The organism is Dietzia sp. MNB45, from assembly GCF_051994785.1.
In the GTDB taxonomy this organism is placed as follows: Bacteria; Actinomycetota; Actinomycetes; order Mycobacteriales; family Mycobacteriaceae; genus Dietzia; species Dietzia kunjamensis.
Genome location: NZ_CP163397.1, coordinates 3,170,428 through 3,195,239, shown reverse-complemented (window position 1 = coordinate 3,195,239; position 24,812 = coordinate 3,170,428). Strand labels below are relative to the sequence as shown.

The window sequence follows — 24,812 nt, the reverse complement described above, 5'->3', positions numbered from 1 at the left end:
GACGCCCCAGCCGGCTGAGACGACAGCCCGCCGCCGACGAGGAGGACGACCCGTGCGCATCGCCGCCGCCCAGATCCTGACCGGACGCGACCCGCAGGACAACCTTCGGCTGGTCCGCGAGTCGGTCGCCGAGGCCGCCGCGCAGGGGGCCCGGATCGTGGTGTTCCCCGAGGCCACCATGCGGGCGTTCGGTGCGGGCCGGCTGGACGAGATCGCCGAACCCCTTGACGGCCCGTGGGCGACCTCGGTGGCTGAATCGGCTCGTGAGCACGGTGTCCTCATCGTCGTAGGCATGTTCACGCCCGGGCAGGGCGGCCGCGTCCGCAACACCCTCCTGGTGACCGGCCCGGCCGACGACGCCGGCGGCGGGCCGGACCGCGACCTCCACCTGGGCTACGACAAGATCCACCTGTTCGACGCGTTCGGGTTCGCCGAGTCCGACACCGTCGAGCCGGGCGACGCCACGCACGTGGTGACGGTCGACGGCGTGGGCGTGGGTCTGAGCGTCTGCTACGACATCCGCTTCCCGGGCCAGTACACGGCGCTCGCCACCGCCGGCGCCCGGATCACCCTGTGCAGCGCCTCGTGGGGTGCGGGCGAGGGGAAGGTCGACCAGTGGCGACTGCTCGCCCGCGCCCGCGCGCTCGACTCGACCGCGTTCCTGTTCGCCGTCGGGCAGGCCGACCCGGAGGTGGAGGGCGTGGAGGTCAAGCCCGGCGCCCCCACCGGCGTCGGTCACTCGCTGCTCGTCGGCCCGGACGGGACCGTGCGCGCCGAGGCCGGCGCCGGATCGGAGCTACTGGTGGTGGATGTCGACGACGACGAGGTCACCGGTATCCGGAAGGTGATCCCGGTGCTCGCCAACGGACGGGTCACGGAGCCCTCCGGCGGGCAGGTCCCGCGGTGACCGGGCCGGACGGCCCGGACCGGGGCGGCCGACCCGCTGATCCGGAGCAGCCGGGCGACGACGCCGTCACCGAGCCGAACCCGGCGGTCGAGCCGGGTGCCGACCCGCCGACGCAGCACCTCCCGCCCACCGACCCGCCGACCGAACACCTCCCGCCGGTCGGCTCGGGGGAGGGCAGCACGGCGTGGTCGCAGTACCCGGCGGACGGCGGAGCCGCGGCCGCCGGGGCCGGGGCGTTCGGCGCGGCAGAAGGTGCCGGGGCCTCCGGGGCCGGTCCCGGCACGTCCGGCTATCCGACCGCCGCGGGCGTCCCCGCCTCCGGCCACCCCGCCGGGGACGTGCCGCCTCCTGGGGACGTCCCGCCTCCGGACGACGGCGACGCCTGGGACGACGGTGGCGGTGACGGCGGGTCCACGCCGTGGATGATCGCCGCCATCCTGCTCGCGGTCGCATTGGTGGCGGCGCTGGTGGTGTGGCTGGTCTCCGCGACCGGCGGCGACGAGGACCCGGTCGCCACCCCCACCACGACGACGCAGACCACCACCTCGCAGAGCACGCGGACCACGCCGCCGACGACGCAGCCCACGACGACCGGCCCGCCGAGTCCGGCCGAACGCTGTAGCCCGGGTGTCGTGGCCGATGAGCTGGGCAGCGGCACGACCGTGCGGGAATGCGACGAGCGGTTCCTGCTGGTCACCCGCGACGACGGGGAGATCGAGCTGCTCTCGTGGCGCGACGACGACTGGGAGTTCCTGGCCGAGCCCACCTCGGACGTGTGCCGCGAGCAACTCGAGCAGCTGGGCGTCCCCGACCGGTTCCGCCGCGTGTTCCAGTCCTGCGAGACGACCAGCACCCGCACCAGCACCAGCAGCAACACCTCGCAGACCAGCCCGACGAGTCCCACCACCACGACGGGCACCTCCACCACTCCGCAGACCAGCGTCGCGACCCCGACCCCGCCGGCGGGCGACCCCCAGGCGGCCGGCGACGGCGAGGGAGAGGGCGAGGGCGCCGCCGCCGGCGTCGGCGGGGACGGCGCTACCGCTGATGGCGGCACGGCGGCAGACGACACGGAGACGGACGATACAGAGACCGAGGCGGACGAGACCGAGGCCTGAACCGTCGTCATCGTGGAGTCGCTGACTTACGCGTCGTCTTTGGTCCACAGAGGCAGCACAGCCTCGGGAAAAGCGTGCATTCCGCGTGCGCAATTCGATGAGGCCGTGCCGGCGGCGGCGGTGTGCTGCCTCTCTGCGCGCGGGGACTCGTCTCGACGTGGGTGGCCGCGCCGCTCAGGGGCGGTCGTAGCTGATGTTCTCCCGCGGGGTGCCCGCCGCGACGAGACCGCGGACCGTCGCGCGCAGCATCTCGGGTGAGCCCGAGACGATGACCTGCCGGTCGGCCCACGACCCCCACTGCGTGACCGCCCGGACCAGGGTGCCGGTCTGCCGACGGTGCAGGGTGCGGGGCAGGTCCTGCCGGGGGCCGGCCCACCAGGGGTCCTCGTCCTCCTCGGCGACGGGCTGGATCGTCAACCACGGGGCGGTGGCGGCGAGGTCGACCAACGTCGGCAGGTCGTAGAGATCGCCAGGGAAGCGGGCCCCGTAGAACAGGTGGACGCGCGGGTTGTCGGCGTGGCGCATCATGTCCAGCAGCAGACACCGCAGGGGCGCGATCCCGGTGCCGCCGGCGATCATGAGCACGTCCCGGGTCGGCTCGGACCGGTCCACTTCGAGCATCCCCAGGGGGCGGGCGAGCACCCAACGGTCACCGACGCCGACGCTGCGGACCAGTGAGCCGCTGAGCGCGCCGCCGGGCACGTCGCGGACGTGGAACTCGATCTGCCCGGCCGGGTTGGACGGGATCGACGGGCTGAGCCGCCGCCACACGCCGGGCGCGTAGGGCGTGAGCACGCTGAGGTACTGCCCCGGGTGGTAGTCGACCATCACGTCGCTGATGAGCCGCACCACCACCACATCGCGGGTGGGTCGCAGGATCTCCACCACGGTCGCGCCTACGCGTGCGGGGCCCTCGTCGACGGCGGCGCCCTGTTGCAGGGCGGTCGAGAGCACCCGGTAGGCGGTGCCCAGGGTGGTCTCCAGCCGGTCGTCCCAGGCGCGGCCGGCGAGGTGGCGCAGGGTGTGGGCCAGCGCCTCCCCGAAGCGCCGGTGATGCCCGGGCGTCAGTTCGAGTTTGCGGTGATCGGCGCCCAGGTGGCGGGCGAACTCGACGACCTCATCGACCTTGGCGCGGTCGCCGCGCGCGTACTCGGTGGTCTCGAACGCCCACCGCATCGCCCGCGCGAAGTCCCGGAGTACCGGCGTGGCGTCGCGGGGGAACAGTTCACGGAAGTCGGGGTCGGCCGCGCGCAGCGCCCGGGCGAACAGCTCCGGGAACCGCTCGTCGACCAAGAGGTCCCTCAGGACCAGCAGCGGCGGGGTCTGCGCCTCGACGGGCACAGGCTGCTCGAGCGGCTCAGCCAACGGGTCGACAGGCGTACCGAGGAACGGGTCGAGGTCGATGTCCTCCACGAGGCGCTCCACCTCGGAGGCGCGGAACGGTTCGTCACCATGGTCCGGTCCGGGGCCGTTGCTCACCGTTGCACGCCTCCCGTCTCGTCGTCGTCGCTGTCCCCACCCTATCCGCGCGCCCGGCACCCCCGCCGGGAGTGCGCGCGACCCCGGCCCGCCTTCGACCCCGGCCCGCCTTCGCGCTTGGCGCCCTCCCCGCCCGACGCTGCTCACCGACCGGGGCTGCTCACCGACCGGCCCGGCTCACCGACCGAGGGTGATGTCGACGCCCGCGCGCAGTTCGCCCTCGGTGTAGGTCAGCTGGCCGCGGCCGGGCAGCTCGACCATGTAGAACGAGCCGCCGGCGGGGACGTCGGGGAACTCGAAGGTGAAGGTGCACGAGGACAGGTCGCCGCCGGAGTAGACGAGCATGGCGGTGCCGATCTGCGCGGCGCCGCTGTCGATGAGCGTGATGGTGGTGCCCTCGCCGATGTCGGACAGGGTGATGGGCAGATCGCAGCCGGTGCGGTCGCCGGAGACCGGTTCCGCGGGGGTCGAGACGACGGTGAACGTGCCGTCGACCGTGAACGATCCGGACCCCGGTGCCCGCTCGGCCGGGGGGAGGACCTGCGGGAAGGGGCCGCGCGACGGGTCGGTACCGCGGCCGGGGTCGGATCCGGGGCCGAGGAAGACCACGCCCAGGACCACGACGACGACGAGGGCCGCCACCCCGATGATCGCCGCGGCCGCCGCGGTGCCGGGAGGGCGGCCCTCCGCGGGGGCCCAGGCGGGCGGTGGGCCGTCGCCGGGGCGGCCATCGGGGGCCGGGGGCGGGTACGCGGAGCCCGGATCAGGGGCAGGAGAGCTCGGATCCGGCCCGGGGACGGGGGAGGGCAACGGCTGCGGCGGGTCGCCGTACCGGTAGGTGCCGTCGGGCAGCGGGGGGTAGTGCATCGGCATGTCCCGACCTCCCACGCCGGCCCGGGGGCACGTCGCCGGATGACGTGCCGCTGGACTGTCGAGCCTAGTCATCCCCCCGCGCCCCGGGTGCGTCGCTTGGATCGAGGGGCGTGGTTCGGGGAAGCTGTAACGATGACTGCCGATTCGTCGAGGCCCTCCCGCGACCCCCACGGCCCGGCCGGGTCCGTCCACGATCCGGTCCGGTCCGTCCACGACCCGGTCGACGACGCCGATCTCGACCCCGGCACGCCGGTGCCGGTCCGGCCCGGACCGCTGGGGATGGCCGGCAACGTCGTCCGCGGCGCGCTCATCGGGATGGCCGAGCTCGTGCCCGGCGTCTCCGGCGGAACGGTGGCGCTGGTGACCGGCGTCTATCCGCGCCTGTTGGACTCCGGGGCGCACGTCGTGGACGGCCTGCGCTCGGCCGCCCTCGGGCCGGAGCGTCGGGCCCGCACCCGCGCGGCGTTCCGGCACGTCGACTGGTGGCTGCTGCTGCCGCTGGCGCTGGGCATGCTCGTCATGGTCTTCACCATGGCCGGTGTGCTCAAGGGCTTCGTCGAGGGCAGTCCCGAGATCGCCCGCGGGCTGTTCCTCGGCATGGTCGCCGCCAGCATCGCCGTGCCGCTGGGGATGGCGCGGTCCACCCCGGGTGGGCGCAACTGGGTGCTGGGCCTGATCTTCGTCCTCGGTGCCGCGTTCGCGTTCGTCCTGTCCGGGCTGCCGAGCGGCTCGATCAGTGACCCCTCCTACCTGCTGGTGTTCGTCGCGGCGGCGGTGGCGATCTGCGCCCTGGTCCTGCCCGGCGTCTCGGGGTCCTACCTGTTGCTGGCGATGGGGCTCTACGCCCCGACCCTCGGTGCCGTCGACGACCGGAACTTCGCCTACCTCGGCGTGTTCGCCCTGGGCGCGCTCGTCGGGATCTCCCTGTTCGTCAAGGTCCTCGACCGCCTGCTCGAGGACTTCCGCAAGCCCACCCTGGTGGCCATGGCCGGGCTCATGCTGGGGTCACTGCGCGCGCTTTGGCCGTGGCAGACCGAGGAGGCCGAGGTCCTGGCCCCCGGCGCAAACTGGCCGACGGTCCTGGCCGCCGTGGCCGCCGGCATCGTCGTGGTGCTGATCGTGCTGGCCGTCGAGCGGGTGTTCGCGGACAAGACCGCCACCACCGACCCCGACCCGCGGACCTCCGCACTCGAGGACCGCGGGTAGGCCGGAGCCGGTCGGGCGGCGGGCGGCGCGGCCGTGATCTGCGCAGCCGTGGTCAGGGGCTGGTCAGCACCTCCGCCTCCAGCCGGCGGTAGCCGGCCTCCATCCCGTCGACCATGCCGGTGCCGAGGATCGTCTCGCGCAGGTCGGCGCTGTCGTAGGTGATGACGAGCGTCATGAGGGTCCCGTCCTCGACGGCCGTGAGGGTCTGCTCGTTGTGTGTCGGCGGTGCGTCGACGCCCTCCATCGTCTCGGTGAAGACCTCCCGGCGGGGTGGGTCGGTCTCCAGGAGCTGCCCGGTGAGGGCGAACGCCTCGCCCTCGACCCCGTCGTCGGGGGCCCACTCGAAGCGGGTGGTCTCGCCGGGCGCCGGGGCGACCCGGCAGTCGACCAGCGCCCAGCCGTCGGGTCCGTGGAACCACCGGTTCAGCAGCTCCGGCTCGTGGTGGGCGTCCCAGACCTGCCGGGGCGTGCCGTGCAGGATCCGGGTGACGCGCACGGTCCGCTCGTCGAGGAGTTGCGACTGCGTGCCGGTGTCGGCGGCGAAGGTGGAGTCGTCGGTGACCACGGCCTCGATCTGGCACATCGCCTCGCGGGTGGGCAGGTCGGTGTTGGGCCGGCCGTCGTCGTGGCTGAAGCCGTCGAGCACCTCGAACGACCGGCACTCGTCCACCGACAGGTACTCCCAGTATCCGCACGCGCGGCTGCCGTCCGGTCCGGTCATGTAGTAGTCCGAGCGGCCGCCGGGGAACACGTCGTGCCGGGTGAAGGTGGCCGGCCACGTGGGCGGTCCCCAGAACTTCTCGAGCTGGCGCGGATCGACGTACGCGTCCCACAGCCGACGGACCGGCACCGGGAACTCCGCGGTGATGGTCAGGGTAAGCCGGTCGAGGTCTCTGTCTACTGATGTCACAGGCATGGCCTGCCTCTTTCCTCTTGTGTGTCCTGCGGTGACGGGTCAGTCCTCGGCGAGGAGGGCGTCGAGCCTGTCGACGCGTGCCCGCCAGATGTCCTCGTAGGCGTCGAGGAGCCGCTGGGCTCCCCGGATCGCCCGGAGGTCTCCCCGGATCCTGCGTTCTCGGCCGATCCGATGGCCGGTGATCAGTCCTGCCTCCTCCAGTACGTTGACGTGTTTGCGGACGGCAGCGAACGACATGTCGTAGCGGTCCGCGAGCTCGGAGACGGTGGATTCGCCGGCCAGGGTGCGCCGGAGGATGTCCCGCCTGGTCGCGTCGGCCAGGGCCCGGAAGATCCGGTCCACCGGCATCCGGTTCTCCACAGCCCGTTCCGCCTCCACAGGAGTGGGCTCACCGGCTCCGGTGTCCGGGTACCTCGTCGTCGTCGTCCTCTAGCCTGGCGGCGTGCTGACATCGACCGTCCGGGTTCCCGAGTCCGACGTCGAGTCCTTCGTGGGCTCGGCGGCGCTGGGGCGCGCCCGCGGCTACGCCAATGCGACGCGGATCCGCGACGTGGCGTACGACGCCGCCACCCACCGGCTCACCGCGAACATCAAGGGCAGCGGCGCCGCGGGCAGCGGGCGCTGGTACTCCACGGCCGTTCACCTCACCGTGCCGGCCGCGGACGGGTCCAGCCGCCCGCTGCGCAGCATGTGCTCGTGCCCCGTCGGGCTGAACTGCAAACACGCCGCCGCCCTCATGCTGTTCGTCAGCGAGCAGGCGAGCCAGGACGAGTCGATCCCCGCCTGGCGACGGCAGGCCGAGGACTCCCTGCGCGCGCTTGACACCCCGCGGTGGCAACCCGAGGCCCCGGTGGTGGGACTGCAATTCTCGGTGGTCCCGGACGAACTGGCGCCGGACGACGGCCCGGGCGGCCTACGTCCCGGATTGGGCAACCGCCTCAAGGCCCGGATCGTCGTCCCCGGCAGTGGCGGACGGTGGAAGTCGGCCGGGGTGGAGTGGGACCGCCTCCGCTACGGCTGGGACGGCGCGCTGTCGATGGCCCAGGCCGGGTGGCTGCGCGCCGTGGACTCCCTCGCCCGCAGCCACCGGCAGGCACGCGTGTGGCTGGACCTGTGCGACGCCGAGGTCCCCGCGCTGTGGCCGCTCATCGCGACCGCGGCCGAGGCGGAGATCGAGATCGTCCCCGGCGACGGCCTGCGCGAGGTCGTGCCCGGGCCACCCCGCCGTGTGGGATTGACCGCGTGGAGCCCCGACGGTTCGGAGCTGGTGCTGGTCGCCGCGGCCGAGGTGGAACCGGGACCGGACGGTACCCGGCCTCTATCCGACGACGACGAGGAGGTCGACCGCCCCCTGCCCGGCGCCCTCGTGGGGGAGCACGGGGACATGGTCGCGCTGGTCCGGGGCCGGGTGCTGGAGCTCTCCCCGGTCGGGCGGCTCGACCCCGGCGTGGCCCGGCGACTGCGCGACTGGCGGGCGCTCAGCGTCCCGGACGAGGCCGTCGCGGAGTTCTGCGCCGACTTCCTGCCCGACCTCGCCGACCGGTTCCCGGTGGTCGACCGCGTCGGGCGGCTCGAACTGCCCGAGTGGGACCGCGTCGAGCTCGAACTGACGATCCGCCCCCTCGCGGGAGCGGGAGCGGGAGCCGGTGCACGCGGCGGCTCGGGTGCCGGGTCTGCTGCCGGGTCTGCTGCCGGGCAGGGCCTGGAGTTGGTCCTGCAGTGGCGGCGCGTCGACGTGATGCGCATGTCCGACGGCACCGAGGCCGAGCGCCGCCGCCCGCTGACCGCGGAGGACCTGGGCCAGCGGGGGCCCGTCCACGGCGACCCGGACGTCGTGGCCCTGGCGGCCGCGGTCGCGGGGGCCGGCTGGCCCTGGATCATCGCGGACGGTTCTGTCCGGATCTCCGGCCGTGACGCCGGCCTGGTGCTCACCGACGGGATCGAGCAACTCGGCGCCCTCGACGGCATCCGCGTGACGGTCCTCGACGGCGTGCCGCAGATCCGCCGTGCGAGCGAGGGGCCGCGGATCCACGTCGCCACCGAGGACGACAGGTCCGGCATCGACTGGCTGGGCCTGACGGTCTCGGTGACGGTGGAGGGCCGCCCCGTCCCGTTCGCGGAGGTGTTCCGGGCTGTGGTCACCGGCCAGGAGGAGTTCATCACCGCCGACGGTCTGCTGGTCCCCGTGGACCTCGAGCGATTCGGGGAGCTGCGCGTACTGCTCGACGAGGCGATGGCGGCCTCCGCCGACCGCGTGGGCAGGGAGCCGGACTCCACGGGCGTGCGGATCGGCCTCGGGCAGGCGGGTCTCCTCGCCGACCTCGCCGAGTTGGCCGACGACCTGGCCCCGCCCTCCGGCCGCGCCAGAGCGCTGCTCGAACTGGCCTCCGACACGCCCGCACCCGTGCCCGTCCCCGCCATGCTCGACGCCGACCTGCGGCCCTATCAGCAGCACGGGTTGGACTGGCTCGCCATGCTGTGGCGCCACCGGATCGGCGGCATCCTCGCCGACGACATGGGCCTCGGCAAGACCGTGCAGGCGCTCGCCCTGATCGCCCACGCCCACGAGACGGCCGACACCGGGGAGGTCGGGCCGGGGGGCAACGCGGCGGGCCCCGGGGCGCCCGGCCCGTTCCTGGTGGTGGCACCGTCGTCGGTCGTCCCCAACTGGGAGGCCGAGGCCCGCCGGTTCGTGCCCTCGCTGCGCGTGGCGCGGCGGTCGGCGACCGAGGCCAAGTCCGGCACCACGGTCGCCGAGGACGCCGGTGCGCACGACATCGTGGTGACCTCGGCGACGGTCCTGCGGCTGGACGCCGAGTCCTACGCCGGCATCGAGTGGGCCGGCGTGATCCTCGACGAGGCCCAGCAGGCCAAGAACCCCACCTCCAAGCTCTTCGCAGCGCTGGCCGGGCTGCGGGCCGACTTCCTACTGGCGGTCACCGGCACACCGATGGAGAACAACCTCACCGAGCTGTGGGCGGTCGCGGCGCTGTCGTGCCGCGGTGTCCTGCCCGACGCCAAGGACTTCCGTGCCCAGTACCGCACGCCCATCGAGAAGAACGGTGACACGGCCGCGCTGGAACGGCTGCGGCGGCGTCTGCGGCCCTTCCTGCTCCGGCGGCGCAAGGAGCTCGTGGCCGGCGAGCTGCCCCCGCGCACGGACGCGGTGATGGAGATCGAACTCTCGGCCACGCACCGCCGGCTCTATGAGCGGGAACTGGCGCGGCAACGCGCGTCCCTGCTGGCGCTGCTCGACGACTTCGAGGCCAACCGCATCAGCATCCTCGCGGGGCTGACCGTGCTCCGGCGCCTCTGCCTGGACGCCTCGCTGATCGACCCGGCCCACGCCGGGGTCGCCTCGGCCAAGACCGACGAGCTCATCGCCGCGCTGCGGGAGGTGGTGGCCGAGGGGCACCGCGCGCTGGTGTTCAGCCAGTTCACCACCTACCTCGACACGGTCGTGGACCGCCTGCGCGCAGAGGGGATCACGGTGGCGCACCTCGACGGCCGGACCACCGACCGGGCGGGGGCCGTGGGTGAGTTCACCGAGGGCGGCGCGCAGGTGTTCTGCCTCAGCCTCAAGGCCGGCGGCGTCGGGCTGAACCTCGTGGGCGCCGACTACGTCTTCCTGCTGGACCCGTGGTGGAACCCGGCGACCGAGGCCCAGGCCGTCGACCGCGCGCACCGCATCGGCCAGACTCGACCGGTGCTGGTGTACCGGATGGTCGCCCGGGACACGATCGAGGAACGGGTGGTCGAGCTGCAGCGGCGCAAGGCCGAGCTGTTCGCGTCCGTCCTGGACAGCGGTGAGCACTTCTCGGCCGCGCTCACCGCCGACGACCTGCGGGGGCTGCTCGACTAGAACGTGCGGGCCGGGTGTCGGGGCCAGGCCACGAGCGTCGGCTCAGCGTCGCTCGGGGAAGGCCAGCCCCGCGGCGACGGCCGCCCCGAACAGCGCGGTGTCCCGCGACGGCGAGAAGACCACCCGAGGGGTGGACACCGAGATCGGCAGGGACTGGAGCTGTTCGGCGACCGGGCCGTGCAGGGCCTTGCCCAGACCGACCACGATGCCCCCCGTGAGCAGGACGGTCTGAGGGCGGAAGAGCTGGACGGCGTCCACGAGGAACGAGCCGAGCCGGTAGGCGTAGATCTCGGCGGCGCCGTCGCCGTGCTCGCGCTCGAGGTCGTACAGCCCGTGACCGCCGAGCCCCCACCAGGCCTCGGTGTTGGTGCCGTCGCCGACGATGCGCCAGTGCCCGAGGTCCCATCCGGTGTGGCCGCACGGGTGGATGAGCGCGCCGTGGTGATTGAGCGCACCGAACGCCAGGGAGGAGCCGAGCGAGATGGCGATCCCGCCGAACTCCACGTCGGGCAGTCGCGTCAGTGCCAGGGCATGGGCGTCACCGTCGCCGATGACGGAGACGGGCGCGTCGATCAGCGACACGAGTTCGGTACGCAGGTCGCCCTCCGCCCAGGCGGCGGCGCGCGAGGACACCACTCGTCCCCGGTCCGCGTCGACGTGTCCGTGGAGGGAGACGCCCACACCGGCGGGGGAGTCGTCGACGGCGAGGACCGCTGCGGCGAGGTCCTCGGCCGTCGCGACCTCGGCCCCGTGGACGCCCACCACGTGGCCGTCGACCACGGCGCCGATCCGCGTACCACTGCCGCCGATGTCGACGACGACGCCGTTCCTCATCGCTGCACCTCCGGTTCACCCGCCGCTATTCTCACCACTCATTCGTAGCGGTCGAGCAGCGGGCTGGGTGTCGACTCCGGTCGGGTGGGGGTACGGGGTGAGATGCTCAGGGGTCACCCGGTCTCGGCGTTGCGGATCGGATCGCTGGTCTGACCCACGGTGCTGCAGTAAAGCTTGGCCGCCTCCTGGTTGAGCGTGACCTCCATGCCGGCGGGATCGGACTGCCCCTTCTCGTCGAGGAAGGTGGTGATCACCTCGCGCTGGTCCTCGGGCGCCATCTCCATGTAGTCGCCACAGGTGGTGTCTCCTCCCTTGTTCGGGTCCATCGCACCGCAGCCGGTCAGCGCGGCGAGGGCGAGGGCGGTGGCGGCGGCCAGTGCCGCGGGGCGGGGACGGGTGGACATGGGAACCTCCGGGGATGGTGTCGTCAGATGAGGCGAGCGTAGGCCCGCGGGGTCGGCGGCATTCCTCGTTCGGGCGATGCCCGGGCTCAGTGGCACCCGACCATGTGCAGCGCGAACCGGTCGCCGTAGCCGAGGATCGTCTGGATCTCGCCGATCCGCTCCTCCGTCATGATCTCGGGACGGTGGGGTCCGGCGTGGTCGATCCCGACGGCGTGCATCAGTTCGTGCAGGGTCAGACTTCGGGACCAGGGGTCTCCGGGGACGGGACTGACCTGGCCGGGTTGGATCACGACGGTCCCCTGCAGGATGAGGCCCCGGGGCCAGACCGCGCCGCCGCCGACCCCCGCCGCGCCGTGGGTGTGGAACATCGGATGGTCGCCGTACGTCACCGACAGGGCACCCTCCACGTCCTTCTGGTCGGGAGCGCCCGGTCCGGTGTAGCGCAGCGGTAGCCCGCTGGAGAAGGCGAGCGTATCCACCGCCCAGGCCAGATCGGTCTCGCTCCCCGGTGGGGCATCGAAGGACCGCACCGGGATCTCGTGCTCACACGGCCAGTGGGCCAGGTACCCGTCGTCGGTGGTCTCGACGGCGTAGTCGACGCCCTCGACGAGCCCGGCCGGCGGCGGGAAATCCTCCGGGCGTCGCGGCGACCATTCCCCGCGCAGCGGCACCGGGGCACCGGGGATCGTGGTGTCGACGGCGCGGGCGTCGCCGGCGCGGAAGATCCCGCCGTTGCCACCGGAGAGCCGGACCGCGCCCTCTCCGATCGCCGCGACCGTGTTGCGGTGCCGTTCTGGGACCTTGTCCAGTAGGTACGGGGTCGTGCCGACCACCGCGAGGGCGATCACCACCGGGACGGTGACCGCCAGGACGTAGATGGCGATCCTGGTCGCGCGGGCCAGGGGACTGTAGTGATCCATGGCGCTACCGGTTGCTATCCGCAATCGACAGGACAGGGGAGGGGAAGGGCACGTCGGTCACGAGTTCTACCTGGGGGATTGAGGGGGCGACGGTCGAGGGGGGGGCCGCCAGAGGTCTAAGACTGTACTTATATAGTGACGGCGTTCACATCCGGGCGTTTTACTTGAGCGGAATAGACTCAAGGAGGCGGAGGTTGTACGAGGCGTCCGGCCGAAACGGAACCGGTATTGATTCCAGTACGCTCAACAATACGTCGAAGAAAGGACCGGTCGATGAGCCAGTTCAACCCCACGACCAAGACCCAGGCGGCTCTGTCGGCCGCAGTCCAAGCCGCCTCCGCGGCGGGTAACCCGGATGTGCGTCCGGGCCACCTGCTCGTGGCCCTGCTCGAACAACAGGACGGGATCGCGGGTCCCCTCCTCCAGGCCTGCGGGGTGGACCCGCAGCTCGCCCTGACCCAGGCGAAGGGCCTCGTCGGCGGCTACCCCAAGGCGTCCGGCTCGGGGCTCGCCGCCCCCAACTTCAACCGGGACGCCCTCGCCGTCATCAACTACTCCCAGACCCTCGCGGCGGAGATGGGCGACGACTACGTCTCCACCGAACACGTCCTCGTCGGGATCGCGGCCGGTCACACCGGTGGCGACGCGGCCAAGCTCCTCTCCGAGCTCGGTGCCACCGAGGACGCCCTCAAGGCGGCGTTCACGGCGGTCCGCGGGAACACGCGTGTGACCACGGAGAACCCCGAGGACCAGTACCAGGCTCTCGAGAAGTACGCCACGGACCTCACCGCCCGTGCCCGCGAGGGCAAGATCGACCCGGTGATCGGGCGTGACTCCGAGATCCGGCGAGTCGTCCAGGTCCTCTCGCGACGCACGAAGAACAACCCCGTGCTCATCGGGGAGCCCGGCGTCGGCAAGACCGCCATCGTCGAGGGGCTCGCCCGCCGCATCATCGCGGGTGACGTCCCCGAGTCCCTCAAGGGTAAGACCCTGCTCTCGCTCGACCTGGGCTCGATGGTCGCCGGCGCGAAGTACCGCGGCGAGTTCGAGGAGCGCCTCAAGGCGGTGCTCGACGAGATCACGGCGTCCGAGGGCCAGATCATCACCTTCATCGACGAGGTCCACACCATCGTCGGCGCCGGCGCGACCGGCGAGGGGTCGATGGACGCGGGCAACATGATCAAGCCCATGCTCGCCCGTGGCGAGCTGCGACTGGTCGGCGCCACCACGCTCGACGAGTACCGCAAGTACATCGAGAAGGACGCCGCGCTGGAGCGCCGCTTCCAGCAGGTCTACGTGGGGGAGCCGAGCGTCGAGGACACCGTCGGCATCCTGCGCGGACTCAAGGAGCGGTACGAGGTGCACCACGGCGTGCGCATCACCGACTCGGCGCTGGTCGCCGCGGCGACGCTCTCGGATCGGTACATCACCCAGCGGTTCCTGCCGGACAAGGCCATCGATCTGGTCGACGAGTCCGCGAGCCGGCTCAAGATGGAGATCGACTCGCGGCCCGAGGAGATCGACGCCGCCGAGCGGATCGTCCGTCGACTCGAGATCGAGGAGGTGGCGCTGCAGAAGGAGACCGACGCGGCGTCCAAGGATCGACTGGTGGCCCTGCAGGCCGAGTTGGCCGACGCCAAGGAGAAGCTCGCCGAGCTCACCGCCCGCTGGCAGAACGAGAAGACCGCCATCCAGGGTGTGCAGCTCATCAAGGAGGAGCTCGACGCCCTGCGCACCGAGTCCGAGAAGGCCGAGCGCGACGGCGACTACGCCCGGGTGGCCGAGATCCGCTATGGCCGGCTGCCGGAGCTGGAGAAGCAACTCGCAGACGCTGAAGAGTCCGAGGCCGCGGCCGGCGCGATGCTCAAGGAGGAGGTCGGTCCGGAGGACGTTGCCGAGGTCGTCTCCGCCTGGACCGGTATCCCCGTGGGCAAGATGCTCGAGGGCGAGACCGAGAAGCTGCTGCGCATGGAGGACGAGATCGGCCGCCGGGTCGTCGGCCAGGACGAGGCCGTCCGGGCCGTGTCCGACGCGGTCCGCCGGGCGCGCGCCGGGGTCGCCGATCCCGACCGGCCGACCGGGTCGTTCCTGTTCCTCGGCCCGACGGGCGTGGGCAAGACCGAGCTGGCCAAGGCGCTCGCGGAGTTCCTGTTCGACGACGAGCGGGCCATGGTCCGCATCGACATGAGCGAGTACTCCGAGAAGCACAGCGTCTCGCGGCTCGTCGGTGCCCCTCCGGGTTACGTCGGCTACGAGTCCGGCGGGCAGCTCACCGAGGCGGTGCGGCGCAGGCCGTACACGATCGTCCTGCTCGACGAGGTCGAGAAGGCGCACCCGGATGTCTTCGACATCCTCCTGCAGGTGCTCGACGACGGTCGCCTCACCGACGGGCAGGGGCGCACGGTCGACTTCCGCAACACGATCCTCGTACTCACCTCCAACCTGGGCGCGGGCGGATCGCGGGAGCAGATGATGGACGCGGTCAAACGCGCGTTCAAGCCGGAGTTCATCAACCGCCTCGACGACGTCGTGACCTTCGACGCACTCAGCGAGGAGCAGCTCGAGTCGATCGTCGACATCCAGATCGACGAGCTCGCGCGGCGCCTCAAGGGTCGGCGACTGGTCCTGGAGGTCGACGACGCCGCCAAGGGCTGGCTCGCCCGCCGGGGTTACGACCCGGCCTACGGCGCCCGCCCGCTACGCAGGCTGGTGCAGCAGGCGATCGGCGACAAGCTCGCCCGGGCGCTACTCGGGGGCGACATCCGCGACGGCGACACCGTCACGGTCTCGCTGGCAGAGGACGGCGAGTCGCTCAGCCTCAGCTGACGCGGCTGACGCGCTCGGCGCGGACGGGCCCGACCACCGGGGATGGTGGTCGGGCCCGTCTCTCGTCGTGTCAGGGCGTCCGCACGGTGTTGCCGCGCTGGTGTGATACATATCACATCCTCGTTTCGAGGGGTGGGCGGGCGGCGGCCGGGGTGCTCCGGGGGCGGCGCTCAGGCTCGGTCGAGGACGGTGATCGTGGCCCGGGGACGGGCTTCCGGGGCGGGTGGCCGAGGTCTGAGTATCTGCCGCGGGCCGTGGTGGCGGAGGCGGGCAGGCACATCGCCGCTGGTAGAAAATCTGCCGATTTATCGATTCGTCCGGACTTTTGCGCCGCACCACTTATTCGAACATTCCAGGGCCTTTCCGGTCCGGTAAGGGGCGGAGATCTATGGGGGACGGCGCAGTTTAAGTTCGATGTTTTCCTCGGTCTTTGCCGAACAAAATAGCACTTGACCTGCACTGTTCGGTGTGATCATCTTGTGGTCGACGGGCGCCCGGCCCGCCGACCCGAAGCCACAGGAGCCCTCGTGAACAACGACCACCATTCGAACATCGTGCCCTTCCTCCACACCCGCACCGAATCCGTCTCGGTGATCGTGGACGGATGGAATGTCCTACTCGGAGCCGCGGACGGCTTCGGCTACTCGCGACGCCCCCTCTCGACATTCACACTCGACATGCCCCGCCTCGCGGACGGCGTTGTCGCCCGGCGCCGACGGCCGGGCGGGGCGGTGCGGATCGGGATCATCCTGGGTAGGCACGAGAGAGCCGCCAACCCGGCGGCCCGCGCCGCCCAGGACGCCGCCGCGCGACAGTGGGCCCGCGACCCCCGGGTCACCCTGATCGACCCCGGGATGGTCTCGGTCAGGGCCGCGGCCGAGGAGGCCCGCGCGGGAGACCGGACGCCGCACGACACCGTGGTTCCGATCCGTCGACATCGCGAGGAGAACGGGGACGCGGCGGTCCAGGAGTTGCTGACGCAGTGGACGGATGACGGCCTCACCGACGCGGCGATCCTCGTCAGTGCGGACGCGGACCACGCCGACTGCGTCGCCGACATTCGCAGGAGGCGACGGACCCACGTGGAGGTCGCCCGCTGGGAGTGGCAGGCCTCGAGGCTCTGGCAACCCGGCCTCTGGGTGCACCACCTGGCTCCCGACCTCCTCGACTCCGTCACCACAGACCGCGACCCCCGAAAGGTGGCCTGAGATGACCGACCCCGACCCGACCGACCCCGACCCGACCGACCCCACCCCGCCCGCCCCGCCGCCCACGGTCGGGGGCCCGACCGACGGTGACCTGACGGGAGGGTCCCCGGTCCTGTACACGACTGCCCACCTGTGCAAGGAGCATGACCGGGGCATGGACTACACGCTCGACGTGGTGGAGTACCTCACCGTGGACCTGGCCACCTGGCTCACGGACATCGCCCCGGACGGTTCCGGCCGCGGTCAGGAGGCCTCTGAGCGGGCCCGCCACCTGGGCAGGATGGTGGACCAGCTCTGCACCATGAGCACGCTGGTCGAGCTGTCCTTGCGCCAGCGCCGCGAGCTGGGTGACCCCACCACCGCCTGGGTCCTACTCGAACAGGCCCGCCAGCAGCTCGGCTGGGCGGCCAGTACCGCCGGGGCTCTCGCCCGGTCGATCGCCCGGGCGGAGGGGGACGTCGCCCGCGGCCCGGCCGATGCCGACGCCGGCCTGCCCGACGACGCGCTGCCCGACGACGAGACGACGATGATCGACGACGTCCTCGAGTTCTTCCTCGAGCGGGACCTGGCCCCGCGGCCCGACCACGCGAGGGAGGTGGTGGACATGGGAGACGGCGTCGGGGTGATCCCCGACCCGCGGCCCCTGACCCCGCTCGAGCTGGTCCCTCTTCAGCTGCTCTCGGCGACCGCCATGCAGTGCGGATCGGTGATCGACGACCCGGCCCCCCGGACACTCGTGGACCGGATGGCCTACGGGACCTACGTGGCCAGGCTGCTCGACGAGGCCTCGGAACTCCTCCGCGAGTACGGCCCCGCGGCCGGCCAGCGCGAGCTGGAGCGTCTCGCCGACACGGCACAGGAGGCCGCAGACATCATGTGGCAGCTGACGCCGGGGCCGCTGGAGGTCTTCGCCCCGCGCAGCGACGGGCCTGCGGCCGCCTGAACCGCGGTTCCCTGTGGCGGCGGGGCCGCGCCGGGGCGCGCCGCCCACCGCCGGGTGTTCACGTGAGACCGCTCACGGCGGGTCGATCGGGACCCGCCACCTCGTCGGCGGAAGGACTACTCTTAACACGTGACCCCAGACCCCGCCACCGATACCCAGGTCAGCCCCCTCCTCGTCACGGCTCGTGAGCTGATCGAGGACGTCGTCACGCTGCCGCCCCCGGTGATCCTCGATGTGCGCTGGCAGCTCGGGGACGCGAACGGTCGGGAGCACTACTGGTCCGGCCACATCCCCGGCGCGCAGTACCTGGACCTGCCCGGCGACCTCGCGGGGCAACGCAATGTCCGCGAGGGGCGTCATCCGCTCCCGTCGCCCGAGGACTTCGAGGACGCGATGCGCCGGGTCGGGATCGACGACGACAGTCGCGTGGTGATCTACGACGACTGCGGCAACACGTCGGCCGCCCGCGCCTGGTGGCTCATGCGCTGGGCCGGCAAGAAGGACGTCTACCTGCTCGACGGTGGGCTCAAGGCGTGGATCGCGGAGGGTGAGGACCTCGCCGTGGGGCCCGGGAACCCGGTCTCGCGCGGCGACTTCACCTTCGATCTGGACCACATGCTCACCGTCGGGATCGAGGACACCGCGACGTGGCCCGAGCGGGGCGTGCTCATCGACGCCCGCACCCCGGAGCGCTACGAGGGCCGCACCGAGCCGATGGACTCGCGCGCCGGACACATCCCGGGCGCGGTGAACATGCCCACCGGGGACTTCCTCGACGAGCGCGGCCGCTTCCTGCCGGCCGACCAGATCCGCCGCATGTTCGCCGAGGTGGGCGTGACCAGTGGGTCCGACGCGGTCGTGTACTGCGGTTCGGGCATCCACGCCTGCCACGCGTTGGCGGCGATGGAGGTCGCCGGGATTGAGGCGGGTCGGTTGTTCCCGGGCTCGTGGTCAGCGTGGTCGGCGGACCGGAAGCGGCCGGTCTCGATCGGCGAGCAGCCCCGCTGACCGCCCTCGGCGCCTCGCCCACGCCCGTCTCTCATCCGGCCGCGCCCCCACGCGCCGCTGCGCCTGGCCGGGCACACCGCCGCCCCTGACTACCCTTGGGGGCATGGTCTGGATCTGGTTCCTCGTAGCCCTCGTGCTGCTCGCCGCGGCGCTCGTCCTGCTGCGCCTGGACGCCAAGCAGCGGGGAGGCGGCGCGGGTGGCGGCGCCCGTCGCGAGAGGCGGACGGCTGTCGACTCGCCGCCGGAGGGGGAGTCCCCGGACGACGAGGACGACGACGAGGTCCCGCTCCACGACTCGCCTGCGGATGAGGTGGGACAGGATCCCGGTTCGGCCGAGCGTGCGGGCGAGCCCCGTCTCGCGCCGTTCCAGCGGTCCGAGGCGTCCGACATCGAGCGCGAGGTGGCCGAGGGCGGCCCGGAGCCGGAGGTGGGCGCGCAGCCGGCGACGGGGGACGCGCCGCGCGATGTCGTGGAGACAACCGCGGCGGCGTATGGCGCCGACGGTTCGGACGCCGACGCCGAGGCAGGGCCGGACGCGGTGGCCGATTTCGGTGACCGCTCCGACGCGGACACGGACGCGAGCGCGGACGCCGTCGCCACGACGGGCCCCGTCGCCGACGATGGCCCCGCCGATCCCGCCCCGCTCGATCCGGCCGAGCCCACGGCGGAGTCGTCGCCGCGGCTGCTGGACCGGGTCCGGGCACTGCTGCCGGCGCGTCGGCAGCGTACGTCCGCGCTCGAGCCGGTCGAGGAGTCGCCCGCCGATCCGCTGGCGGATTCGCCGGTCGTGCGCTGGCTGGAGGACCGGGAGTTCGCCCCGACCCCCACTCCGGCGCCGGAGTTCATGCACGGGGACTTCTCTGGTGGACTCAGCGCACTGGGCACCGTGTCCCACGGGATCTTCCGTGGTCGCCGGGCGATCATGGGCGTCACCGGCGGACGCACCGTCCTCGCGCTGCGCCGCGGCACCGCCTCCGATGTGGTCCTCGACCTGAGCCGCCCGGACGTCGAGGCCGAGCCCGGCTTCCACGACGCCGGCGAGGTCGGCGTCCTGGAGGCCCGGACCTCGGACTACGGCCGTCTCGATCTCATCGACCGCGATCGGCTGGTCGACGCCGTTCGGGAGGTGCCCGCCGGGGTGCGTCGCATCTGGGCCGAGGGCGAGTGGGTGGCGGCGACGGTCGACGGCGTCGACGACCCCTCCACCTGGGATGACGTGGTGATGGCACTGCACGGGGCTGCCGATGTTCTGGCTCCGTTCCCGCCGATCGGGGGGCGGGCCCGCGCGTTGCCCTCCGAGATCGATCCCGGAGCGCCCGGCGCGGCGGCGGGCCCTGAGGCCGACCCCACCGTCGGGATGGACGGCGAGGTCGGCACCGGCACGAACGGCGCCCCGGCGACGGCGGCGCTGCCCGACCCGGAGGACTTCGCCGTCGTCGACGACGAGGACACCGACACGGACACCGACACGGACACGGACACGGACACGGACACCGGCCGGGTCGCCGGCGTGGCCACCGCCGTCACCCCCGATGAGGGCACGTCGCCTCCGGCGCCCGAGCCCCGGCGGGCCGGTCACCTCCGCCTGGTCCCCGACCGCAGGGGGGCGCGCGACCTGACCGACGTGCCCGTCGTGGCCGACCGGGGAGACCCCGCCGACGACACCGCGGACGACACCGAGCACGGCGCTGCGGGCGACCAGGCCGCAGATGAACCCGTCACCGCTGTCGCCGCCGAGCCAGCACAGACCGCGGAGCCCGCCGCCGAAGAACCCGACCCGTTCGCCGAGATCATGGAGCCGTCGGGGCCGATCCCGGCCCGCGGCGACGTGGCGGCCGACCACCTGGCGCCGAGGCCCCCGCTGTCACGTCCGACTCGCGGTGTCGGGCAGGCCTACCCCGAGGACGCGTCGGTCCCTCCGCTCGCCGCGGGCGCGGCGACCGGCGCCGCCGGCATCAAGCCGCTCGGCTCGGAGGACGACGAGGACGAGATCCGCGACGAGGTCGAGCGGTTCGACGCCGCCCGCATCGACGGTGGCTCCGACCTCGACCGCACGTCGGGTGGCCGGCACGGGGCCGAGACCACCGAGGAGGATCCGGAGGGCGAGTCGGGCCGGCTGACGGTCGCGGACCTCGCGGCCAAGGTGGGGGCGACGCCGTCGAGCGGGCGACGTCATCATCGGCGCGCGGAGCCGGACGCGGAGCCGGACGCGGAGTCCGATGAGCAGGCCGACGGGCGACCCAGCGACGAGGCCGGCGAGCAGGCGGACGATGCCTCCGGCCGCGAGCGTCCCGGCATCGACCCGGACGTGGAGCAGACCGCGAAGCTTCGGCTCCCGCCCGACATCAGGGACTGACCCGACGCCGCAGCGGGTCGGCGCTTTTCCGGGGCGGACTAGAGTCGGGGGCAGCCGTTCCGCCCACCGTGTCACCACAAACCGTGTCACCACACAACCGTGTCAATGAACACCGTGTCCCCGCGAGGAGTCCCATGACCGATCCCGTCACCGTCGGCGCCCAGGCCCGCACGCGACTGTCCGAGCTGGTCGCCGAGCTGGCCGTCGTCCACGGTCGCGTCACCCTCTCCTCGGGGCGCGAGGCCGACTACTACGTCGACCTGCGCCGCGCCACGCTGCACCACGAGGCCTCGCCGTTGATCGGGCGACTTCTGCGCGAGCTCACCGCGGACTGGGAATTCGACGCCGTCGGCGGGTTGACGCTGGGCGCCGATCCGGTGGCCACCGCGATCATGCACGCGCCCGGCCGGCCGATCGATGCGTTCGTGGTGCGCAAGGAGGCCAAGAAGCACGGGATGCAGCGCCGCATCGAGGGCCCCGACATCGTCGGTCGCCGTGTCCTGGTCGTCGAGGACACCACGACCACCGGGAACTCGCCGCTCACGGCCGTGGCCGCCCTGCGCGAGGCGGGCGCCGAGGTCGTGGGCGTGGCCACCGTGGTGGACCGCGCGACCGGCGCCGACGACGTGATCCGGGCCGAGGACGTGGAGTACCGCGCGTTGCTGGGCCTGACCGACCTAGGGCTGGAGTGACGAGGATGGGGACCACGACGACAACGACGACGACGAGGGCATTCCGCGATCGCCTGGTGCAGGCGCTGACGGAGCGGGTGGGCGCACTCGGCGACACGTCCCGCCCGGAGGGGCCCGCGTTCCTCGCGGCCGCGGTGGGGACGGAGATCGCCAAGGCCACCGGGGTCGGCGCGCTGGAGAAGCTGTGCAAGCCGGTGATCGTGCCGGCGGCGCTGGCGATCGCGCTGCGCGACGGTCGGCTCTCCGCGGTCGACACCGCGCTGCTGTCGGCCACCGGAGCGGCGTACACCGCCGGCGACGTGATCCTCATGCTCGGTGGCGGCCACGCGAGCCGGTCCAAGTCGAGGCTCGTCGCGGGTGCGGCGGCGTTCGGGGCGGGGCACCTGGCCCTGGGCGGACTCATGCTCCGGTCGGGGCTGCGGTTCAAGCCGGTGCAGTCCGCGGTGCACGGGGTCGTCGCCGGCGTCGCGGGCGCCGTGCTGCTCACGGAGGATAGGGGCAACGCCCCGCTCGCCGCGTACGGCGGGCTGCTCGCCACGCTGTCCGCGTTGGCCACGTCCGTCGACCGGTCGCACGGACCGGCGGCCTCGGTCCTGGCGGTCGCCGGGCCGGTCTTCCTGCTCAGCGACGCGTTGATCCTGGCCCGGCGTACGACCGCGGGCGGGACCGCACTCGCCCGGGCGCTGGACGTCGGAGTGATCGACACCTATGCCACCGCGGCGCTCCTGCTGCTCACCGGTACCGCCGCCGCGGCGCGTACCGCCGGGAGCACGTCGTGACCGCCGCGGGCGCACCGGGTCCCGGCACGCTGTCCACCGGCACCGTCCGCACGGTCCTCGTCACCGGCGCCGGCCGCGGGATCGGCGAGGCCACCGCGCGCCGGTTCGCCGACGCCGGCTACCTCGTGGGCGCGTACGACCTCCAGCCCTGTGCGTGGGCCGAGGGAGACGAGCGGATCGTCACCGGTTCGCTCGACGTCACCGATCCCGCCGCGTGGGAGGCCGCTCTCACCGAGCTCACCGCCCGTAGCGGTGGTGCGCTGGACGTGCTGGTCAACAACGCCGGCCTGCTCTACGGCACTCCGTTCATGGACGCGAGTTTCGAGCAGGACGCCGCGCTGGTGGACGTCAACGTCAAGGGGGTGCTCTACGGCTGTCGCGTCGCGTTCCCGTTCCTGGAGAAGTCCGCCACCCCGACCGTGGTGAACCTCTGCTCGGCGTCGGCGATCTACGGCCAGGCCGAGATGGCGACGTACTCGGCGACCAAGTTCGCGGTCCGCGGGATCACTGAGGCACTGGACCTGGAGTGGGCCCGCCACGGCATCCGGGTGTGCTCGGTGTGGCCGCTGTACGTGGGCACCGGAATGCTCGAGGGCGTGAACACCACCGGGATGCGCACGATGGGCGTGCGCCTCACGGAGGGCGACGTCGCCGGCGAGATCGTCGACCTGGCCGAGCAGACGGCGCGTGAGCCCTCCGGGGTGTTCGGCAGGATCCGCCGGGCGCTGGGCCGCGAGGTCCACCGGCCGGTCGGGAAGCAGGCCACCGCCATGTACCTGGCCTCGCAGGTCGCCCCCAGCCGACTCGTCAAGCTGTCCAATCAGCGCCTGACCTCGTGACGGCGGCGGGCCCGACCGAGTGGGGCGAGGGCGCGGTCGGCGTCGGCCCGTGGGAGACCGAGCATCCCGGGGAGCCGCGCCCGGTCGGCGACCGGTGGGATCCCGACCTCCTGGACGCCGGCGACCGCCGCAACGTGGTCGACCGCTACCGATACTGGCGCCGCGAGGCGATCGTCGCCGACCTCGACACCCGTCGGCACCCCTTTCACGTGGCCATCGAGAACTTCGGCCACGACGCCAACATCGGCACCGTCGTGCGCACCGCCAACGCCTTCCTGGCCGCCGAGGTGCACATCGTGGGCCGCCGCCGCTGGAACAGGCGCGGGGCCATGGTCACCGACCGCTACCAGCACCTGCGCCACCACGCCGACGTCGGCGCCCTCATGGAGTGGGCCCGCTCCGAGGGGCTGCCGGTCGTCGCCGTCGACAACCTCCCCGGTGCCGAGCCGCTCGAGTCCGCGAGCCTGCCGCGCGACTGCGTCCTGCTCTTCGGACAGGAGGGGCCCGGGGTGAGCGAGGGCGCGCGCCTGCGGTCCGCGAAGACCGTCTCGATCGCCCAGTTCGGCTCGACCCGCTCGATCAACGCCGGCGTGGCCGCCGGGATCGCCATGCACGCCTGGATCCGCGAACACGCCGCCCCGGCCTGATCGCCATCTCGCCCGCCCACCGCGCCCACCTGCCCGAAACTCACGCCTATTGATTTTCGATAGGTACAGGTCCATAGTCAGTACATGAAGATCGAAAAACGAGCGGTCCTGCCGCTGCGGGCGTGCCTGGTGGTGCTGTTCGCGATACTGGTCCTGCTGCAGACCATGTCCCTGCCCGGGCAGTTCGCGCACATGGCCGAGACGTCACCGGGCGACGCGCATCTGCGGTGGCCGCTGACGGCCGTATCCATCTACTGGGTGGTGTGCATCCAGGTCGTGGTGGTGGCCACCTGGAAGCTGCTCTCGATGGTCAGGGCCGACCGCATCTTCACGGACGGGTCCCTGGTCTGGGTCGATGTGATCCTGGGGGCGATCGTCGCCGCCTGGGCGATGCTCGTGGTGGTGCTCGTGCTGGTCGGCATCAACGCGACTGATCCCGGCCTGCCGCTACTGCTCTTCCTCGTCGTCGTCATCATCACGGTCGCCGCGCTGCTCATGGTCGTCATGCGCGCGCTCCTCCGGCAGGCGACCTCCCTGCGCTCCGAGATGGACATGGTGGTCTGATGCCGATCATCGTGCGGATCGACGTCGAACTCGCCAGGCGCAAGATGAGCGTCGGAGAGTTCGCGGAGCGGGTGGGATTGACGCCCGCCAATGTCTCGGTGCTGAAGAACGGTCGGGCCAAGGCCGTGCGGTTCAGCACGCTCGAGGCGATGTGCCGGGTGCTCGACTGCCAGCCCGGCGACCTGCTCGAATGGGTCGAGGAATGAAGCACCGGGTGCACTTCCTGCTGGTCCTGGCCGCAGTGCTGGCCATAATCGCGCTGGGGGCGACGGCGGTCGTCCTCGGTGAGGCCGACGACTCCCCGGGTCTGCAGGGGATCGGGGTGCTCGTGGTGATCGGTGCCGCGGTCGTCGCGCTGCGCTGGCGCGGGCCACGCTGATCGGCGCACGACCGGCCGCGTCCGCGATCGACGCCACTCCCGGCGCTACGGT

The 24,812-nt window shown here is 72.5% G+C and carries 23 protein-coding genes; 16 read left to right on the top strand and 7 right to left on the bottom strand.

Annotation, left to right across the window (positions count from 1 at the left end; all coding sequences use genetic code 11):
• Positions 1 to 52 precede the first annotated feature (52 nt).
• Complete coding sequence (locus tag AB5G72_RS15340) at positions 53 to 907, top strand: nitrilase-related carbon-nitrogen hydrolase (protein ID WP_440220310.1); 855 nt, start codon at positions 53 to 55, stop codon at positions 905 to 907.
• On the top strand, positions 904 to 2,025 hold the full coding sequence (locus tag AB5G72_RS15335) for a hypothetical protein (RefSeq protein WP_440220309.1): 1,122 nt from the start codon (positions 904 to 906) through the stop codon (positions 2,023 to 2,025). Before AB5G72_RS15340 ends, AB5G72_RS15335 begins: the two co-directional genes overlap by 4 nt.
• A gap of 174 nt (positions 2,026 to 2,199) precedes the next feature.
• Here the strand turns inward: AB5G72_RS15335 and AB5G72_RS15330 are convergent, their stop codons facing one another.
• Positions 2,200 to 3,504 (bottom strand): FAD-binding oxidoreductase, encoded by a 1,305-nt coding sequence (locus AB5G72_RS15330; protein ID WP_440220308.1) that lies wholly within the window; start codon positions 3,502 to 3,504, stop codon positions 2,200 to 2,202.
• Positions 3,505 to 3,681: 177 nt separating this feature from the next.
• Positions 3,682 to 4,377, bottom strand: a complete 696-nt coding sequence (locus tag AB5G72_RS15325) for a hypothetical protein (protein WP_096906707.1) — start codon at positions 4,375 to 4,377, stop codon at positions 3,682 to 3,684.
• A 132-nt stretch (positions 4,378 to 4,509) separates the two neighbouring features.
• Here AB5G72_RS15325 and AB5G72_RS15320 point away from each other — a divergent pair, with 132 nt between their 5' ends.
• On the top strand, positions 4,510 to 5,583 hold the full coding sequence (locus AB5G72_RS15320) for a DUF368 domain-containing protein (protein ID WP_253002508.1): 1,074 nt from the start codon (positions 4,510 to 4,512) through the stop codon (positions 5,581 to 5,583).
• A 52-nt stretch (positions 5,584 to 5,635) separates the two neighbouring features.
• Here AB5G72_RS15320 and AB5G72_RS15315 read toward each other — a convergent pair whose 3' ends face one another.
• Together AB5G72_RS15315 and AB5G72_RS15310 are read right to left on the bottom strand one after the other, a co-directional pair.
• On the bottom strand, positions 5,636 to 6,499 hold the full coding sequence (locus AB5G72_RS15315) for an SRPBCC family protein (RefSeq protein WP_440220307.1): 864 nt from the start codon (positions 6,497 to 6,499) through the stop codon (positions 5,636 to 5,638).
• Positions 6,500 to 6,538: 39 nt separating this feature from the next.
• Positions 6,539 to 6,847: an ArsR/SmtB family transcription factor gene (locus AB5G72_RS15310; protein WP_185950953.1), complete on the bottom strand. Its 309-nt coding sequence runs from the start codon at positions 6,845 to 6,847 to the stop codon at positions 6,539 to 6,541.
• A 94-nt stretch (positions 6,848 to 6,941) separates the two neighbouring features.
• Between AB5G72_RS15310 and AB5G72_RS15305 the strand changes: the two genes are divergently transcribed.
• Entirely contained in the window at positions 6,942 to 10,361 is a 3,420-nt protein-coding gene (locus tag AB5G72_RS15305) for an SNF2-related protein (protein ID WP_440220306.1), read from the top strand.
• Between the two features lie 42 nt (positions 10,362 to 10,403).
• Here AB5G72_RS15305 and AB5G72_RS15300 read toward each other — a convergent pair whose 3' ends face one another.
• The 3 genes from AB5G72_RS15300 to AB5G72_RS15290 all read right to left on the bottom strand — a co-directional run bounded on the left by AB5G72_RS15300 (position 10,404) and on the right by AB5G72_RS15290 (position 12,519).
• Positions 10,404 to 11,195 (bottom strand): ROK family protein, encoded by a 792-nt coding sequence (locus AB5G72_RS15300; RefSeq protein WP_067719438.1) that lies wholly within the window; start codon positions 11,193 to 11,195, stop codon positions 10,404 to 10,406.
• 113 nt (positions 11,196 to 11,308) lie between these two features.
• Positions 11,309 to 11,599, bottom strand: coding sequence for a hypothetical protein (locus AB5G72_RS15295; RefSeq protein WP_154829744.1), 291 nt, complete (start codon positions 11,597 to 11,599; stop codon positions 11,309 to 11,311).
• A gap of 86 nt (positions 11,600 to 11,685) precedes the next feature.
• Positions 11,686 to 12,519 carry a hypothetical protein gene (locus AB5G72_RS15290; RefSeq protein ID WP_440220305.1) on the bottom strand — a complete coding sequence of 278 codons (834 nt, stop codon included), beginning with the start codon at positions 12,517 to 12,519 and terminating at the stop codon, positions 11,686 to 11,688.
• A 273-nt stretch (positions 12,520 to 12,792) separates the two neighbouring features.
• On the opposite strand from AB5G72_RS15290, the gene clpB reads away from it, so the two are divergent.
• From clpB to AB5G72_RS15230, 12 genes are all read left to right on the top strand, one after another.
• Complete coding sequence (gene clpB / locus AB5G72_RS15285) at positions 12,793 to 15,345, top strand: ATP-dependent chaperone ClpB (protein WP_440220304.1); 2,553 nt, start codon at positions 12,793 to 12,795, stop codon at positions 15,343 to 15,345.
• 527 nt (positions 15,346 to 15,872) lie between these two features.
• Positions 15,873 to 16,553 (top strand): hypothetical protein, encoded by a 681-nt coding sequence (locus tag AB5G72_RS15280; protein ID WP_163376299.1) that lies wholly within the window; start codon positions 15,873 to 15,875, stop codon positions 16,551 to 16,553.
• Position 16,554: 1 nt separating this feature from the next.
• A complete protein-coding gene (locus AB5G72_RS15275; RefSeq protein ID WP_120286423.1) occupies positions 16,555 to 17,496 on the top strand; it encodes a hypothetical protein in 942 nt (313 codons plus the stop codon).
• A 129-nt stretch (positions 17,497 to 17,625) separates the two neighbouring features.
• Positions 17,626 to 18,504, top strand: a complete 879-nt coding sequence (locus tag AB5G72_RS15270; protein WP_268098735.1) for a sulfurtransferase — start codon at positions 17,626 to 17,628, stop codon at positions 18,502 to 18,504.
• 103 nt (positions 18,505 to 18,607) lie between these two features.
• Positions 18,608 to 20,860, top strand: coding sequence for a hypothetical protein (locus AB5G72_RS15265; RefSeq protein ID WP_440220303.1), 2,253 nt, complete (start codon positions 18,608 to 18,610; stop codon positions 20,858 to 20,860).
• A gap of 134 nt (positions 20,861 to 20,994) precedes the next feature.
• Positions 20,995 to 21,552: an orotate phosphoribosyltransferase gene (gene pyrE, locus AB5G72_RS15260; RefSeq protein ID WP_440220302.1), complete on the top strand. Its 558-nt coding sequence runs from the start codon at positions 20,995 to 20,997 to the stop codon at positions 21,550 to 21,552.
• A 5-nt stretch (positions 21,553 to 21,557) separates the two neighbouring features.
• Complete coding sequence (locus AB5G72_RS15255; protein ID WP_440220301.1) at positions 21,558 to 22,331, top strand: lysoplasmalogenase family protein; 774 nt, start codon at positions 21,558 to 21,560, stop codon at positions 22,329 to 22,331.
• Positions 22,328 to 23,170: an SDR family oxidoreductase gene (locus tag AB5G72_RS15250; RefSeq protein WP_440220300.1), complete on the top strand. Its 843-nt coding sequence runs from the start codon at positions 22,328 to 22,330 to the stop codon at positions 23,168 to 23,170. Before AB5G72_RS15255 ends, AB5G72_RS15250 begins: the two co-directional genes overlap by 4 nt.
• Positions 23,167 to 23,817 carry a TrmH family RNA methyltransferase gene (locus AB5G72_RS15245; RefSeq protein WP_440220299.1) on the top strand — a complete coding sequence of 217 codons (651 nt, stop codon included), beginning with the start codon at positions 23,167 to 23,169 and terminating at the stop codon, positions 23,815 to 23,817. The genes AB5G72_RS15250 and AB5G72_RS15245 overlap by 4 nt, the downstream gene beginning before the upstream one ends.
• 84 nt (positions 23,818 to 23,901) lie before the next feature.
• Positions 23,902 to 24,381 carry a DUF2975 domain-containing protein gene (locus tag AB5G72_RS15240; RefSeq protein WP_440220298.1) on the top strand — a complete coding sequence of 160 codons (480 nt, stop codon included), beginning with the start codon at positions 23,902 to 23,904 and terminating at the stop codon, positions 24,379 to 24,381.
• Complete coding sequence (locus AB5G72_RS15235) at positions 24,381 to 24,587, top strand: helix-turn-helix domain-containing protein (protein ID WP_440220297.1); 207 nt, start codon at positions 24,381 to 24,383, stop codon at positions 24,585 to 24,587. Before AB5G72_RS15240 ends, AB5G72_RS15235 begins: the two co-directional genes overlap by 1 nt.
• Complete coding sequence (locus AB5G72_RS15230; RefSeq protein WP_440220296.1) at positions 24,584 to 24,760, top strand: hypothetical protein; 177 nt, start codon at positions 24,584 to 24,586, stop codon at positions 24,758 to 24,760. Before AB5G72_RS15235 ends, AB5G72_RS15230 begins: the two co-directional genes overlap by 4 nt.
• Positions 24,761 to 24,812: the final 52 nt, after the last annotated feature.

Bases quoted from the DNA above. Each gene is read 5' to 3' on its own strand.
- AB5G72_RS15325 (WP_096906707.1), bottom strand. From the start codon at position 4,377: ATGCCGATGCACTACCCCCCGCTGCCCGACGGCACCTACCGGTACGGC.
- AB5G72_RS15320 (WP_253002508.1), top strand. From the start codon at position 4,510: ATGACTGCCGATTCGTCGAGGCCCTCCCGCGACCCCCACGGCCCGGCC.
- AB5G72_RS15315 (WP_440220307.1), bottom strand. From the start codon at position 6,499: ATGCCTGTGACATCAGTAGACAGAGACCTCGACCGGCTTACCCTGACC.
- AB5G72_RS15310 (WP_185950953.1), bottom strand. From the start codon at position 6,847: ATGCCGGTGGACCGGATCTTCCGGGCCCTGGCCGACGCGACCAGGCGG.
- AB5G72_RS15300 (WP_067719438.1), bottom strand. From the start codon at position 11,195: ATGAGGAACGGCGTCGTCGTCGACATCGGCGGCAGTGGTACGCGGATC.
- AB5G72_RS15295 (WP_154829744.1), bottom strand. From the start codon at position 11,599: ATGTCCACCCGTCCCCGCCCCGCGGCACTGGCCGCCGCCACCGCCCTC.
- AB5G72_RS15290 (WP_440220305.1), bottom strand. From the start codon at position 12,519: ATGGATCACTACAGTCCCCTGGCCCGCGCGACCAGGATCGCCATCTAC.
- clpB (WP_440220304.1), top strand. From the start codon at position 12,793: ATGAGCCAGTTCAACCCCACGACCAAGACCCAGGCGGCTCTGTCGGCC.
- AB5G72_RS15275 (WP_120286423.1), top strand. From the start codon at position 16,555: ATGACCGACCCCGACCCGACCGACCCCGACCCGACCGACCCCACCCCG.
- AB5G72_RS15265 (WP_440220303.1), top strand. From the start codon at position 18,608: ATGGTCTGGATCTGGTTCCTCGTAGCCCTCGTGCTGCTCGCCGCGGCG.
- pyrE (WP_440220302.1), top strand. From the start codon at position 20,995: ATGACCGATCCCGTCACCGTCGGCGCCCAGGCCCGCACGCGACTGTCC.
- AB5G72_RS15255 (WP_440220301.1), top strand. From the start codon at position 21,558: ATGGGGACCACGACGACAACGACGACGACGAGGGCATTCCGCGATCGC.
- AB5G72_RS15240 (WP_440220298.1), top strand. From the start codon at position 23,902: ATGAAGATCGAAAAACGAGCGGTCCTGCCGCTGCGGGCGTGCCTGGTG.
- AB5G72_RS15235 (WP_440220297.1), top strand. From the start codon at position 24,381: ATGCCGATCATCGTGCGGATCGACGTCGAACTCGCCAGGCGCAAGATG.
- AB5G72_RS15230 (WP_440220296.1), top strand. From the start codon at position 24,584: ATGAAGCACCGGGTGCACTTCCTGCTGGTCCTGGCCGCAGTGCTGGCC.